The organism is Pseudomonas sp. SDT291_1_S447 (genome assembly GCF_054070155.1).
This window is the reverse complement of record NZ_JBSVXS010000035.1, coordinates 16,020-28,442: the sequence shown is the minus strand read 5'-3', so window position 1 is coordinate 28,442 and position 12,423 is coordinate 16,020. Positions and strand designations below refer to the sequence as shown.

Genomic DNA, 12,423 nt, shown 5'->3' with positions numbered 1-12,423 from the left:
CCCTACTTCTTCTTGGCTTCTTTACGACGGACGACTTCGTCCGCGTAGCGCACACCTTTGCCTTTGTACGGCTCTGGTGGACGGAAGTCGCGGATCTCAGCAGCCACTTGACCTACCAGCTGCTTATCGATGCCCTTGATCAGGATATCGGTCTGGCTAGGAGTCTCAGCGGTGATGCCTTCCGGCAGTTCGTAATCCACTGGGTGCGAGAAGCCAAGGGCCAGGTTCAGAACCGTGCCTTTTGCTTGCGCTTTGTAACCAACACCGACCAGCTGGAGCTTGCGCTCGAAGCCTTGGCTTACGCCTTGGACCATGTTGTTTACCAACGCACGCGTGGTACCGGCCATTGCGCGAGTTTGTTGATCGCCATTGCGAGCAGCGAAACGCAGCTCACCAGCTTCTTCAACGATCTCAACGGACGAATGGATGTTCAGTTCAAGAGTACCCTTGGCACCCTTCACCGAAAGCTGTTGGCCTGCGAATTTTACTTCGACACCGGCTGGCAGCTTAACGGGGTTCTTAGCGACGCGAGACATGCTTATCCCCCCTTAGAACACAGTGCAAAGAACTTCGCCGCCGACACCGGCAGCGCGCGCAGCACGATCCGTCATCACACCTTTGTTGGTGGAGACGATAGACACGCCAAGACCGCCACGAACTTTCGGCAGATCTTCAACGGACTTGTACTGACGCAGGCCTGGACGACTAACGCGCTTCACTTCTTCGATAACCGGGCGGCCTTCGAAGTACTTCAGCTCGATGGACAACGACGGCTTAGCGTCGGTGGTGATCTGAAAATCCGCGATGTAACCTTCGTCCTTCAGGACTTTTGCTACAGCCGCCTTCAACGTGGAAGATGGCATGCTTACGACAGACTTTTCAGCCATCTGGGCATTACGGATTCGAGTTAGCATGTCCGCTAACGGGTCCTGCATACTCATGGGCTAGACGCTCCTAATACAGAAAAATTAGCCTTGCGGCTACTACTTGTCGCCGAGAACTTCCGGGCATGAAAAACACGGGCTCAGGCGAGCCGATCATTCTAGACATACCCCAGAAATGAATCAAGCCCCAAAAGGGGCTTGATTCAGATTCAAGGCCACCGATGGTCAGGTTCTTGCGAACCCGAACATCGAGACTTTGACAGCAATTACCAGCTGGCTTTAACCAGACCTGGTACGTCACCACGCATTGCAGCTTCACGCAGCTTGTTACGGCCAAGGCCGAACTTGCGGTAAACGCCGTGCGGACGACCAGTCAGGCGGCAACGGTTACGCATGCGCGAAGCGCTTGCGTCACGTGGTTGCTTCTGCAGAGCTACGGTAGCTTCCCAACGTGCTTCTGGACTTGCGTTCAGATCAACGATGATAGCTTTCAGCGCTGCACGCTTGGTGGCGTACTTGGCAACGGTGAGCTGACGCTTCAGCTCACGGTTTTTCATGCTCTTCTTGGCCATTTTCCTACTCCAATCAGTTGCGGAACGGGAATTTGAAAGCACGCAGCAGAGCGCGGCCTTCATCATCGTTCTTGGCAGTGGTGGTCAGGGTAATGTCCAGACCGCGGAGAGCATCGATCTTGTCGTAGTCGATTTCCGGGAAAATGATCTGCTCTTTCACGCCCATGCTGTAGTTACCACGACCATCGAAGGACTTGGCATTCAGGCCGCGGAAGTCGCGAACCCGAGGCAGGGAGATCGAAAGCAGACGATCCAGGAACTCATACATACGCTCACGGCGCAGAGTCACCTTGACGCCGATCGGCCATCCTTCACGGACTTTAAAGCCAGCGATGGATTTACGAGCGTACGTCACAACGACTTTTTGGCCGGTGATCTTTTCCAGGTCAGCAACAGCATGCTCGATGACTTTTTTGTCACCAACAGCTTCGCCCAGACCCATGTTCAGGGTGATTTTTGTAACGCGTGGAACTTCCATCACGTTCGAAAGCTTAAGTTCTTCCTTAAGCTTCGGTGCGATTTCCTTCCAGTAAATCTCTTTTAGTCGTGCCATGGTCTTCTACCTAGCAGTGTTCAAGCATCAACCGCTTTTTGGGTCGACTTGAAGACACGAATTTTCTTGCCGTCTTCTACTTTGAAACCAACGCGGTCAGCCTTGTTGGTTTCGCCGTTGAAAATGGCGACGTTAGAAGCGTCCAGTGGAGCTTCTTTTTCGACGATACCGCCTTGCACGCCCGACATCGGGTTAGGCTTGGTATGACGCTTGACCAGGTTCAGACCGCTGATAACCAGACGGTTATTAGCAAGAACCTTGAGCACCTTACCGCGCTTACCTTTGTCTTTGCCGGCGATCACGATGATCTCGTCGTCACGACGAATCTTTTGCATGTCGGATCTCCTTACAGCACTTCTGGGGCGAGCGAGACGATCTTCATGAACTTCTCAGTACGAAGTTCACGGGTCACTGGCCCAAAGATACGGGTGCCGATCGGCTCTTGCTTGTTGTTCAGAAGAACAGCAGCGTTGCCATCAAAGCGGATAATGGAGCCATCAGCACGACGTACGCCGTGACGAGTGCGGACTACAACAGCAGTCATCACTTGGCCTTTTTTCACTTTACCGCGAGGAATTGCTTCCTTCACGGTAACTTTGATGATGTCACCGATACCAGCGTAACGACGATGGGAGCCACCCAGCACCTTGATGCACATAACACGGCGAGCGCCGCTGTTATCGGCCACATCGAGCATGGATTGAGTCTGAATCATATAATTTCTCCGACCCCTAGTCCTTAGACTTCCACAGCGCGTTCGAGAACATCAACCAGCGCCCAAGACTTGGTCTTGGCCATAGGACGAGTTTCACGAATAGTGACTTTGTCGCCGATGTGGCACTGGTTGGTTTCGTCGTGCGCGTGCAGCTTAGTCGAACGCTTAACGTATTTACCGTAGATCGGGTGCTTTACGCGACGCTCGATCAATACGGTGATGGTTTTGTCCATCTTGTCGCTGACAACACGGCCAGTCAGCGTACGGACAGTTTTTTCGGCTTCAGCCATGATCACTTACCTGCCTGCTGGTTGAGCACAGTCTTCACGCGAGCGATGTCACGTTTAACTTGCGAGAGCAGATGAGACTGCCCCAACTGGCCAGTTGCTTTCTGCATACGCAGATTGAACTGGTCGCGCAGCAAGCCGAGCAGTTGCTCGTTCAGCTGCTGTGCGGATTTTTCACGAAGTTCATTCGCTTTCATCACATCACCGTCCGTTTAACAAAGGCGGTGGCGAGCGGCAGCTTTGCAGCAGCCAGGGCAAAAGCCTCACGCGCCAGCTCTTCAGAAACACCCTCGATTTCATACAGGACTTTGCCTGGCTGAATCTGGGCAACCCAGTACTCCACACTACCCTTACCTTTACCCATACGAACTTCGAGGGGCTTTTTGGAAATAGGCTTGTCCGGGAATACACGGATCCAGATCTTGCCGCCACGTTTAACGTGACGGGTCAGAGCACGACGCGCTGACTCGATCTGACGAGCGGTGAGACGACCACGAGCTACAGACTTCAGCGCGAACTCGCCGAAGCTGACTTTGCTACCGCGCTGAGCCAGACCACGGTTGTGGCCTGTCATCTGCTTGCGGAACTTCGTACGCTTAGGTTGCAACATTTGGCGTACCCCTTACTTAGCAGCTTTTTTACGAGGCGCTGGTGCTTGTGGTTTCAGCTCTTCTTGGCGACCACCAATTACTTCGCCTTTGAAGATCCAAACCTTTACACCGATCACACCGTAAGTGGTGTGAGCTTCGTAGTTGGCATAGTCGATGTCGGCACGCAGGGTGTGCAATGGCACACGACCTTCGCGATACCATTCAGTACGTGCGATTTCAGCACCGCCGAGACGACCGCTCACTTGGATTTTGATGCCCTTGGCACCAATGCGCATTGCGTTCTGAACTGCGCGCTTCATAGCGCGACGGAACATTACACGACGCTCCAGCTGCTGAGCTACGCTCTGCGCAACCAGCATACCGTCGAGCTCCGGCTTGCGGATCTCTTCGATATTGATGTGCACAGGCACACCCATTTGCTTGGTCAGGTCCTGACGCAGTTTCTCAACATCTTCACCTTTCTTCCCGATAACGATACCTGGACGAGCGGTGTGGATGGTGATACGTGCAGTTTGGGCCGGACGATGGATATCGATACGGCTTACGGACGCGCTTTTTAGTTTGTCTTGGAGATACTCACGCACTTTCAGATCTGCGAACAAGTAGTCCGCATAAGTCCGACCGTCTGCGTACCAGACGGAGGTGTGCTCCTTGACGATTCCCAGGCGAATGCCAATGGGATGTACTTTCTGACCCATCTCTTCGACTCCGTTACTTGTCAGCAACCTTGACAGTGATATGGCAAGACCGCTTGACGATGCGATCAGCACGGCCTTTGGCACGTGGCATGATGCGCTTCAGCGAACGCCCTTCGTTGACGAAAACGGTGCTGACCTTCAGGTCATCAACGTCTGCGCCTTCGTTATGCTCGGCGTTGGCTACGGCCGACTCCAGCACTTTCTTCATGATCTCGGCGGCTTTCTTACTGCTGAAAGCCAACAAGTTGAGCGCTTCGCCCACCTTCTTCCCGCGGATCTGGTCGGCGACCAAGCGGGCTTTCTGGGCGGAGATTCGAGCGCCCGACAACTTAGCGGCTACTTCCATTTCCTAACCCCTTAACGCTTGGCTTTCTTGTCAGCCACGTGCCCGCGATAGTTGCGGGTACCGGCGAACTCGCCCAGTTTGTGGCCGACCATGTCTTCGTTAACGAGAACTGGGACGTGCTGACGACCGTTGTGTACTGCGATGGTCAGACCGACCATTTGTGGCAGGATCATCGAACGACGCGACCAAGTCTTAATTGGTTTGCGATCGTTCTTTTCCGCCGCCACTTCGATCTTCTTCAGTAGGTGAAGATCAATAAAAGGACCTTTTTTCAGAGAACGTGGCACTGTCGTATCCCTCTATTTACTTGCGACGACGGACGATCATTTTGTCGGTACGCTTATTACCACGAGTCTTCGCGCCCTTAGTCGGGAAGCCCCATGGCGATACCGGATGACGACCACCAGAGGTACGACCTTCACCACCACCATGTGGGTGGTCAACCGGGTTCATGGCAACACCACGAACGGTTGGGCGAACGCCACGCCAGCGCTTGGCACCAGCTTTACCCAGCGAACGCAGGCTGTGCTCGGAGTTCGAGACTTCGCCCAGGGTCGCACGGCATTCAGCCAGCACTTTACGCATTTCACCGGAACGCAGACGCAGGGTAACGTAAACGCCTTCACGAGCGATCAGCTGAGCCGAAGCACCAGCAGAACGAGCGATCTGTGCGCCTTTACCTGGCTTCAGTTCGATGCCGTGTACGGTAGAACCGACTGGAATGTTGCGCAGTTGCAGAGCGTTACCTGGCTTGATTGGAGCCAGAGCGCCTGCGATCAGCTGGTCGCCAGCACTCACGCCTTTAGGGGCGATGATGTAGCGGCGCTCGCCGTCTGCGTAGCAGAGCAGTGCGATGTGAGCAGTACGGTTTGGATCGTATTCGATACGCTCGACAGTGGCGACGATGCCATCTTTGTCGTTGCGACGGAAATCGACCATACGATAATGCTGCTTATGACCACCACCGATGTGACGCGTGGTAATACGGCCATTGTTGTTACGACCACCAGTCTTCGATTTTTTCTCGAGCAGCGGTGCGTGAGGAGCGCCTTTATGCAGCTCCTGGTTGACCACCTTGACCACAAAACGGCGGCCAGGGGAAGTCGGTTTGCATTTAACGATTGCCATGATGCACCCCTTCCTTACTCAGCACTGCTGCTGAAATCGAGATCTTGGCCTGGCTGAAGGGAGATAACTGCCTTCTTCCAGTCATTACGCTTGCCCAGACCGCGAGCAGTGCGCTTGCTCTTACCCAGAACATTCAGGGTAGTGACGCGCTCTACTTTCACGCTGAACAGGCTTTCGACGGCCTTCTTGATTTCCAGCTTGGTTGCGTCAGTAGCAACCTTGAAAACGAACTGGCCTTTCTTGTCTGCCAGAACCGTAGCCTTCTCGGAAACGTGCGGGCCAAGCAGAACTTTAAATACGCGTTCCTGGTTCATCCCAGCAGCTCCTCGAATTTCTTCACGGCCGACACGGTGATCAACACCTTGTCGTATGCGATCAGACTAACTGGATCGGAACCTTGGACGTCACGTACATCTACGTGCGGCAGGTTACGAGCAGCCAGGTACAGGTTCTGATCAACAGCGTCCGACACGATCAAAACGTCGGTCAGGCTCATGTTGTTCAGCTTGCCCAGCAGATCTTTGGTTTTCGGAGTTTCAACAGCGAAATCCTGAACCACGACCAGACGATCAGTACGCACCAGCTCAGCAAGGATGGAACGCATTGCTGCGCGATACATCTTCTTGTTCAGCTTCTGGGAGTGATCCTGTGGACGTGCTGCAAAAGTGGTACCGCCGCCACGCCAGATTGGGCTACGGATAGTACCGGCACGAGCACGGCCAGTACCTTTCTGACGCCATGGGCGCTTACCGCCACCACGAACGTCGGAACGGGTCTTCTGCTGCTTGGTACCTTGACGGCCGCCAGCCATGTAGGCCACGACTGCTTGGTGAACCAGCGTCTCGTTGAATTCGCCGCCAAATGTCAGTTCGGAAACTTCGATCGCTTGAGCGTCATTTACATTTAATTGCATGTCAGCTTCCCCTTAACCGCGAGCCTTGGCTGCTGGACGTACAACCAGGTTGCCGCCAGTAGCGCCAGGAACAGCACCCTTGACCAACAACAGATTGCGTTCAGCGTCCACGCGCACTACTTCCAGGGACTGCACGGTCACGCGCTCAGCGCCCATATGACCGGACATTTTTTTGCCCTTGAATACACGACCAGGAGTCTGGCACTGGCCGATAGAGCCTGGGACGCGGTGGGATACGGAGTTACCGTGGGTGTTATCTTGCCCGCGGAAATTCCAACGCTTGATCGTACCCTGGAAGCCTTTACCCTTGGACTGACCGGTTACATCAACCAGTTGACCAGCGGCGAAGATTTCAGCGTTGATCAGATCGCCAGCCTGGTACTCGCCTTCTTCAAGACGGAATTCCATGGTAGTGCGACCAGCGGCAACGTTCGCTTTAGCGAAGTGGCCAGCCTGAGCTGCTGTTACACGCGAAGCACGACGCTCGCCGACAGTGACTTGCACTGCACGATAGCCATCGGTCTCTTCAGTTTTGAACTGGGTGACGCGATTCGGTTCGATCTCAATGACCGTGACCGGAATGGAGACACCTTCTTCGGTGAAAATACGGGTCATACCGCATTTACGACCGACTACACCAATAGTCATGTTGTAAACCTCATGAGTGTACGGGGCTTTCACCCGCTATGGCCGCCCATTTCAGAGCGTTACACGACTAAGACCGAGTCTTAGCCGAGGCTGATCTGCACTTCCACACCGGCCGCAAGATCAAGCTTCATAAGAGCATCAACGGTTTTATCCGTTGGCTGGACGATGTCCAGAACACGCTTATGAGTGCGGATTTCGTACTGGTCGCGCGCGTCTTTGTTGACGTGCGGAGAAACCAGAACGGTGAACCGCTCTTTACGGGTAGGCAGTGGAATTGGACCACGCACTTGAGCACCAGTACGTTTCGCGGTTTCCACGATTTCCTGGGTTGATTGGTCGATCAGGCGATGGTCGAAAGCCTTCAACCTGATACGGATTTGCTGATTTTGCATTGGATTTCAGACTCCGGCTGCTATTCCCACCGAGCGCAATACGCCCGTTAAAAGGAGGCGCAATTCTATAGACGCCCCAGATAGGTGTCAACCCAATAAAAAAGCCCCCGCTGAGCGGGGGCTTTTTCAAGTCAACAAGCAAACTCTATAAAAGAGATTACTCGATGATTTTGGCTACGACGCCAGCGCCGACGGTACGACCGCCTTCACGGATAGCGAAACGCAGACCGTCTTCCATCGCGATGGTTTTGATCAGGGTAACAGTCATCTGAATGTTGTCACCTGGCATTACCATTTCAACGCCTTCTGGCAGCTCGCAGTTACCAGTCACGTCAGTAGTACGGAAGTAGAACTGTGGACGGTAGCCTTTGAAGAACGGAGTGTGACGACCGCCTTCTTCCTTGCTCAGAACGTAAACTTCTGCGGTGAACTTGGTGTGCGGCTTAACCGAACCCGGCTTAACCAGAACCTGACCACGCTCAACGTCGTCACGCTTGGTACCACGCAGCAGAACGCCGCAGTTCTCGCCAGCACGACCTTCGTCGAGCAGCTTGCGGAACATTTCAACACCGGTGCAAGTAGTAACGGTGGTGTCACGCAGACCAACGATTTCCAGCGGATCCTGAACGCGAACGATACCCCGCTCGATACGACCAGTCACAACAGTACCACGACCCGAGATCGAGAATACATCTTCGATTGGCATCAGGAATGGCTTGTCGATCATACGAACTGGTTCTGGGATGTAGCTGTCCAGAGTTTCAACCAGCTTCTTGACGGCAGTGGTGCCCATCTCGTTATCGTCTTTGCCTTCCAGAGCCATACGAGCCGAACCGATGATGATCGGAGTGTCGTCGCCTGGGAAGTCATAGGTGGACAGCAGGTCGCGAACTTCCATCTCAACCAGTTCCAGCAGCTCTGCGTCGTCTACCAGGTCAGCCTTGTTCAGGAAAACCACGATGTACGGAACGCCTACCTGACGGGACAGCAGGATGTGCTCACGCGTTTGTGGCATCGGACCATCAGCGGCCGAGCAAACCAGGATAGCGCCGTCCATTTGAGCAGCACCGGTGATCATGTTCTTCACATAGTCAGCGTGACCTGGGCAGTCAACGTGAGCGTAGTGACGGATCAGCGAGTTGTACTCAACGTGCGCGGTGTTGATGGTGATACCGCGAGCTTTTTCTTCTGGAGCGCTGTCGATCTTGTCGAATTCAACTACGGCCGAACCGAAAACTTCGGAGCAGACGCGAGTCAGAGCAGCGGTCAGAGTGGTTTTACCGTGGTCAACGTGACCGATAGTGCCAACGTTGACGTGCGGTAGGGAACGATCAAATTTTTCTTTAGCCACGACAATTAACTCCTAGCCTAAAGGGGCTGAATCAGCCTTGTTTTTTGGTTACGGATTCGACGATGTGCGACGGAGCCGTATCGTATTTTTTGAATTCCATAGAGTAGCTTGCGCGACCCTGAGACATGGAACGAACGTCGGTCGCATAACCGAACATCTCACCCAGTGGAACTTCGGCACGGATAACCTTGCCGGACACTGTGTCTTCCATACCCTGGATCATGCCGCGACGACGGTTAAGGTCGCCCATCACATCACCCATATAGTCTTCAGGCGTAACAACCTCTACAGCCATGATCGGCTCAAGCAACTCACCACCGCCCTTCTGGGCCAGTTGCTTGGTCGCCATGGAGGCAGCCACTTTAAACGCCATCTCGTTGGAGTCGACGTCGTGGTAAGAACCATCGAACACGGTAGCCTTCAGGCCGATCAGCGGATAGCCGGCAACAACGCCGTTCTTCATCTGCTCTTCGATACCCTTCTGGATAGCCGGGATGTATTCCTTAGGAACCACACCACCTACAACTTCGTTCACGAATTGCAGACCTTCCTGACCTTCGTCAGCAGGAGCAAAACGGATCCAGCAGTGACCGAACTGACCACGACCGCCGGATTGACGAACGAACTTGCCTTCGATTTCACAGTTCTTCGTGATGCGCTCACGATACGAAACCTGAGGCTTGCCGATGTTGGCTTCGACGTTGAACTCACGGCGCATCCGGTCAACCAGGATGTCCAGGTGCAGCTCGCCCATGCCGGAGATGATCGTCTGACCAGTCTCTTCATCAGTTTTAACGCGGAAAGACGGGTCTTCCTGAGCAAGCTTGCCCAGAGCGATACCCATTTTTTCCTGGTCATCCTTGGTCTTAGGCTCTACGGCAACCGAAATAACCGGCTCCGGGAAGTCCATGCGAACCAGGATGATTGGCTTGTCAGCGTTGCAGAGGGTTTCACCAGTGGTGACGTCCTTCATGCCGATCAGGGCCGCGATGTCACCAGCGCGTACTTCCTTGATCTCTTCACGGGCGTTTGCGTGCATTTGCACCATACGACCCACGCGCTCTTTTTTACCTTTAACCGAGTTGATCACGCCGTCGCCGGAGTTCAACACGCCCGAGTAAACACGGACGAAGGTCAAGGTACCCACGAATGGGTCGGTAGCGATCTTGAACGCCAGAGCCGAGAACGGCTCCGCATCGTCTGCATGACGCTCCAGCTCGATTTCCTCGTTATCAGGGTCAGTACCCTTGATCGCAGGAATGTCGGTCGGTGCAGGCAGGAAGTCGATAACGGCGTCGAGAACCAGGGGAACGCCCTTGTTCTTGAACGAAGAACCGCAAACAGCCAGAACGATTTCGCCGGCGATAGTACGCTGACGCAAAGCAGCTTTGATCTCTTCGATCGACAGCTCTTCGCCTTCCAGGTACTTGTTCATCAGCTCTTCGTTGGCTTCAGCAGCAGCTTCAACCATGTTGTTGCGCCACTCTTCAGCCAGCTCTTGGAGCTCGGCAGGAATGTCCTTGCGAACAGGGACCATACCCTTGTCAGAGTCGTTCCAGTAGACAGCTTGCATGTTGATCAGATCGATCTGACCCTGGAAGTTGTCTTCGGAACCGATGGCCAACTGGATCGGCACCGGAGTGTGACCCAGACGCTGCTTGATCTGACCGATCACGCGCAGGAAGTTGGCACCAGCACGGTCCATCTTGTTTACGTAAACAAGACGTGGAACACCGTATTTGTTGGCTTGACGCCATACGGTTTCCGACTGAGGCTCAACACCCGAAGTACCGCAGAACACAACGACAGCGCCGTCGAGTACGCGCAGGGAACGCTCAACTTCAATAGTGAAGTCAACGTGGCCCGGGGTATCGATTACGTTGAAGCGGTGCTCGTCCTTGTACTGCTTCTCGGAACCTTTCCAGAAAGCGGTGATGGCAGCAGAAGTAATGGTAATACCACGCTCCTGCTCCTGCACCATCCAGTCTGTGGTCGCGGCGCCATCATGCACCTCGCCCATTTTGTGACTTTTGCCGGTGTAAAAAAGGACGCGCTCGGTGGTGGTGGTTTTACCAGCATCCACGTGAGCGACGATACCGATGTTACGGTAGCGGCTAATCGGAGTAGTACGAGCCATAAAGCCCTCGCAAAATTAGTGAAGCTAAAATTAGAAGCGGTAGTGCGAGAAAGCTTTGTTGGCTTCAGCCATACGGTGCACGTCTTCACGCTTCTTAACAGCAGCACCTTTACCTTCAGCAGCATCCAGCAGTTCGCCAGCCAAACGCAGAGCCATAGACTTCTCGCCACGCTTACGGGCGAAGTCTACCAACCAGCGCATTGCCAGAGCGTTACGACGGGAAGGACGAACCTCGACCGGAACCTGGTAAGTAGCACCACCAACGCGGCGCGACTTCACTTCGACCAGCGGAGCGATGGCGTCGAGTGCTTTTTCGAAGAGTTCCAGGGGATCGGTGCCAGCCTTACGGGTCGCAACGGTTTCCAGGGCACCATAAACGATACGCTCGGCAACGGCTTTCTTGCCGCTTTCCATAACGTGGTTCATGAATTTGGCGAGGATCTGGCTTCCGTATTTCGGATCGTCCAGAATCTCACGCTTTGCTGCTACGCGACGTCTTGGCATGATAAGCCCTCAAGCGGTCTTCAGGTTAGCTCGGGACAGATCCAATGGATGCGTGCCCGACCTTACTCTTATCGACTCAATAAAATGAAAATCTGCAAAGCGGCCGATTACTTCGGACGCTTGGTACCGTACTTCGAACGACCCTGGTTACGGCCTTTAACGCCGGAAGTATCCAAGGAGCCGCGAACGGTGTGGTAACGAACACCTGGCAAGTCTTTTACACGACCGCCGCGGATCAGTACCACGCTGTGCTCTTGCAGGTTGTGACCTTCACCACCGATGTACGAGGAAACCTCGAAACCGTTGGTCAGGCGCACACGGCATACTTTACGCAGTGCCGAGTTAGGTTTTTTCGGCGTAGTGGTGTACACACGGGTGCACACGCCACGACGTTGCGGGCAGTTCTGCAGCGCAGGTACGTCGGATTTCTCGACGATACGCTTACGCGGCTGACGTACCAGCTGGTTGATAGTTGCCATCTACTAGCTCCACTGTTGTCTTGCGACGCTATTGTCTTGCAAGAAAAGCAAAATGGCAGGAACGAATTCCCGCCAAATTTAGGGGATCAAGAGTCTAAAGAGGATCTTGTCCCCAGTCAAGGCAAGGCCCCGACCTCCCCGCCCGTCGAACCTTGACAATATGTCTCGATTCGACGAACGGAGCGATCAGGGCCTCAGCTCATTT

The 12,423-nt window shown here is 54.1% G+C and carries 21 protein-coding genes; all 21 read right to left on the bottom strand.

The genetic code is table 11. The features are described 5' to 3' along the window. Positions 1-2: 2 nt before the first annotated feature. Positions 3-536, bottom strand: a complete 534-nt coding sequence (gene rplF, locus ACW9IR_RS14010) for a 50S ribosomal protein L6 (RefSeq protein ID WP_003176412.1) — start codon at positions 534-536, stop codon at positions 3-5. Positions 537-548: 12 nt separating this feature from the next. Further along, complete coding sequence (gene rpsH, locus ACW9IR_RS14005) at positions 549-941, bottom strand: 30S ribosomal protein S8 (protein ID WP_077574736.1); 393 nt, start codon at positions 939-941, stop codon at positions 549-551. A gap of 209 nt (positions 942-1,150) precedes the next feature. Continuing rightward, complete coding sequence (rpsN, locus tag ACW9IR_RS14000; RefSeq protein ID WP_003228726.1) at positions 1,151-1,456, bottom strand: 30S ribosomal protein S14; 306 nt, start codon at positions 1,454-1,456, stop codon at positions 1,151-1,153. Between the two features lie 13 nt (positions 1,457-1,469). Further along, the gene (rplE, locus tag ACW9IR_RS13995; protein WP_003176415.1) at positions 1,470-2,009 is read right to left on the bottom strand and encodes a 50S ribosomal protein L5; all 540 of its coding nucleotides are present in this window, start codon (positions 2,007-2,009) and stop codon (positions 1,470-1,472) included. A gap of 20 nt (positions 2,010-2,029) precedes the next feature. Further along, positions 2,030-2,344: a 50S ribosomal protein L24 gene (rplX, locus tag ACW9IR_RS13990; protein ID WP_008081905.1), complete on the bottom strand. Its 315-nt coding sequence runs from the start codon at positions 2,342-2,344 to the stop codon at positions 2,030-2,032. Positions 2,345-2,355: 11 nt separating this feature from the next. Then, positions 2,356-2,724, bottom strand: a complete 369-nt coding sequence (rplN, locus tag ACW9IR_RS13985; protein ID WP_002555479.1) for a 50S ribosomal protein L14 — start codon at positions 2,722-2,724, stop codon at positions 2,356-2,358. A 23-nt stretch (positions 2,725-2,747) separates the two neighbouring features. Beyond that, positions 2,748-3,014: a 30S ribosomal protein S17 gene (gene rpsQ / locus ACW9IR_RS13980; protein WP_003194644.1), complete on the bottom strand. Its 267-nt coding sequence runs from the start codon at positions 3,012-3,014 to the stop codon at positions 2,748-2,750. A 2-nt stretch (positions 3,015-3,016) separates the two neighbouring features. Next, positions 3,017-3,208 (bottom strand): 50S ribosomal protein L29, encoded by a 192-nt coding sequence (gene rpmC / locus ACW9IR_RS13975; RefSeq protein WP_002555481.1) that lies wholly within the window; start codon positions 3,206-3,208, stop codon positions 3,017-3,019. Further along, positions 3,208-3,621, bottom strand: a complete 414-nt coding sequence (gene rplP, locus ACW9IR_RS13970; RefSeq protein WP_007896757.1) for a 50S ribosomal protein L16 — start codon at positions 3,619-3,621, stop codon at positions 3,208-3,210. Before rplP ends, rpmC begins: the two co-directional genes overlap by 1 nt. 12 nt (positions 3,622-3,633) lie before the next feature. Next, entirely contained in the window at positions 3,634-4,320 is a 687-nt protein-coding gene (rpsC, locus tag ACW9IR_RS13965; RefSeq protein WP_003176422.1) for a 30S ribosomal protein S3, read from the bottom strand. A gap of 13 nt (positions 4,321-4,333) precedes the next feature. Continuing rightward, the gene (rplV, locus tag ACW9IR_RS13960) at positions 4,334-4,666 is read right to left on the bottom strand and encodes a 50S ribosomal protein L22 (RefSeq protein WP_003103908.1); all 333 of its coding nucleotides are present in this window, start codon (positions 4,664-4,666) and stop codon (positions 4,334-4,336) included. An 11-nt stretch (positions 4,667-4,677) separates the two neighbouring features. Then, on the bottom strand, positions 4,678-4,953 hold the full coding sequence (gene rpsS, locus ACW9IR_RS13955; protein ID WP_011336172.1) for a 30S ribosomal protein S19: 276 nt from the start codon (positions 4,951-4,953) through the stop codon (positions 4,678-4,680). A 16-nt stretch (positions 4,954-4,969) separates the two neighbouring features. Then, positions 4,970-5,794 carry a 50S ribosomal protein L2 gene (gene rplB / locus ACW9IR_RS13950; RefSeq protein WP_003228734.1) on the bottom strand — a complete coding sequence of 275 codons (825 nt, stop codon included), beginning with the start codon at positions 5,792-5,794 and terminating at the stop codon, positions 4,970-4,972. 14 nt (positions 5,795-5,808) lie between these two features. Next, on the bottom strand, positions 5,809-6,108 hold the full coding sequence (gene rplW, locus ACW9IR_RS13945) for a 50S ribosomal protein L23 (protein ID WP_002555488.1): 300 nt from the start codon (positions 6,106-6,108) through the stop codon (positions 5,809-5,811). After that, a complete protein-coding gene (gene rplD, locus ACW9IR_RS13940; RefSeq protein ID WP_007918468.1) occupies positions 6,105-6,707 on the bottom strand; it encodes a 50S ribosomal protein L4 in 603 nt (200 codons plus the stop codon). Before rplD ends, rplW begins: the two co-directional genes overlap by 4 nt. A 12-nt stretch (positions 6,708-6,719) precedes the next feature. Then, positions 6,720-7,355, bottom strand: coding sequence for a 50S ribosomal protein L3 (gene rplC / locus ACW9IR_RS13935; RefSeq protein ID WP_003228738.1), 636 nt, complete (start codon positions 7,353-7,355; stop codon positions 6,720-6,722). 80 nt (positions 7,356-7,435) lie between these two features. Continuing rightward, positions 7,436-7,747: a 30S ribosomal protein S10 gene (gene rpsJ / locus ACW9IR_RS13930; RefSeq protein WP_003186070.1), complete on the bottom strand. Its 312-nt coding sequence runs from the start codon at positions 7,745-7,747 to the stop codon at positions 7,436-7,438. 157 nt (positions 7,748-7,904) lie between these two features. Beyond that, the gene (gene tuf, locus ACW9IR_RS13925) at positions 7,905-9,098 is read right to left on the bottom strand and encodes an elongation factor Tu (protein ID WP_095122212.1); all 1,194 of its coding nucleotides are present in this window, start codon (positions 9,096-9,098) and stop codon (positions 7,905-7,907) included. A gap of 31 nt (positions 9,099-9,129) precedes the next feature. After that, a complete protein-coding gene (gene fusA / locus ACW9IR_RS13920) occupies positions 9,130-11,235 on the bottom strand; it encodes an elongation factor G (RefSeq protein WP_016984188.1) in 2,106 nt (701 codons plus the stop codon). Between the two features lie 30 nt (positions 11,236-11,265). Further along, on the bottom strand, positions 11,266-11,739 hold the full coding sequence (rpsG, locus tag ACW9IR_RS13915; RefSeq protein ID WP_007916467.1) for a 30S ribosomal protein S7: 474 nt from the start codon (positions 11,737-11,739) through the stop codon (positions 11,266-11,268). A gap of 107 nt (positions 11,740-11,846) precedes the next feature. Then, positions 11,847-12,218: a 30S ribosomal protein S12 gene (gene rpsL / locus ACW9IR_RS13910; RefSeq protein ID WP_003186084.1), complete on the bottom strand. Its 372-nt coding sequence runs from the start codon at positions 12,216-12,218 to the stop codon at positions 11,847-11,849. Positions 12,219-12,423 lie beyond the last annotated feature (205 nt).

Excerpts from the sequence above, each read along its gene's own strand:
- rplV (WP_003103908.1), bottom strand. The coding sequence starts at position 4,666 with ATGGAAGTAGCCGCTAAGTTGTCGGGCGCTCGAATCTCCGCCCAGAAA.
- rplF (WP_003176412.1), bottom strand. The coding sequence starts at position 536 with ATGTCTCGCGTCGCTAAGAACCCCGTTAAGCTGCCAGCCGGTGTCGAA.
- rplC (WP_003228738.1), bottom strand. The coding sequence starts at position 7,355 with ATGACTATTGGTGTAGTCGGTCGTAAATGCGGTATGACCCGTATTTTC.
- rpsH (WP_077574736.1), bottom strand. The coding sequence starts at position 941 with ATGAGTATGCAGGACCCGTTAGCGGACATGCTAACTCGAATCCGTAAT.
- rplW (WP_002555488.1), bottom strand. The coding sequence starts at position 6,108 with ATGAACCAGGAACGCGTATTTAAAGTTCTGCTTGGCCCGCACGTTTCC.
- rpsG (WP_007916467.1), bottom strand. The coding sequence starts at position 11,739 with ATGCCAAGACGTCGCGTAGCAGCAAAGCGTGAGATTCTGGACGATCCG.
- rpsJ (WP_003186070.1), bottom strand. The coding sequence starts at position 7,747 with ATGCAAAATCAGCAAATCCGTATCAGGTTGAAGGCTTTCGACCATCGC.
- rplX (WP_008081905.1), bottom strand. The coding sequence starts at position 2,344 with ATGCAAAAGATTCGTCGTGACGACGAGATCATCGTGATCGCCGGCAAA.
- rplP (WP_007896757.1), bottom strand. The coding sequence starts at position 3,621 with ATGTTGCAACCTAAGCGTACGAAGTTCCGCAAGCAGATGACAGGCCAC.
- fusA (WP_016984188.1), bottom strand. The coding sequence starts at position 11,235 with ATGGCTCGTACTACTCCGATTAGCCGCTACCGTAACATCGGTATCGTC.
- rplB (WP_003228734.1), bottom strand. The coding sequence starts at position 5,794 with ATGGCAATCGTTAAATGCAAACCGACTTCCCCTGGCCGCCGTTTTGTG.
- rplE (WP_003176415.1), bottom strand. The coding sequence starts at position 2,009 with ATGGCACGACTAAAAGAGATTTACTGGAAGGAAATCGCACCGAAGCTT.
- rpsL (WP_003186084.1), bottom strand. The coding sequence starts at position 12,218 with ATGGCAACTATCAACCAGCTGGTACGTCAGCCGCGTAAGCGTATCGTC.
- rplN (WP_002555479.1), bottom strand. The coding sequence starts at position 2,724 with ATGATTCAGACTCAATCCATGCTCGATGTGGCCGATAACAGCGGCGCT.
- rpsN (WP_003228726.1), bottom strand. The coding sequence starts at position 1,456 with ATGGCCAAGAAGAGCATGAAAAACCGTGAGCTGAAGCGTCAGCTCACC.
- rplD (WP_007918468.1), bottom strand. The coding sequence starts at position 6,707 with ATGCAATTAAATGTAAATGACGCTCAAGCGATCGAAGTTTCCGAACTG.
- rpsQ (WP_003194644.1), bottom strand. The coding sequence starts at position 3,014 with ATGGCTGAAGCCGAAAAAACTGTCCGTACGCTGACTGGCCGTGTTGTC.
- rpsC (WP_003176422.1), bottom strand. The coding sequence starts at position 4,320 with ATGGGTCAGAAAGTACATCCCATTGGCATTCGCCTGGGAATCGTCAAG.
- rpmC (WP_002555481.1), bottom strand. The coding sequence starts at position 3,208 with ATGAAAGCGAATGAACTTCGTGAAAAATCCGCACAGCAGCTGAACGAG.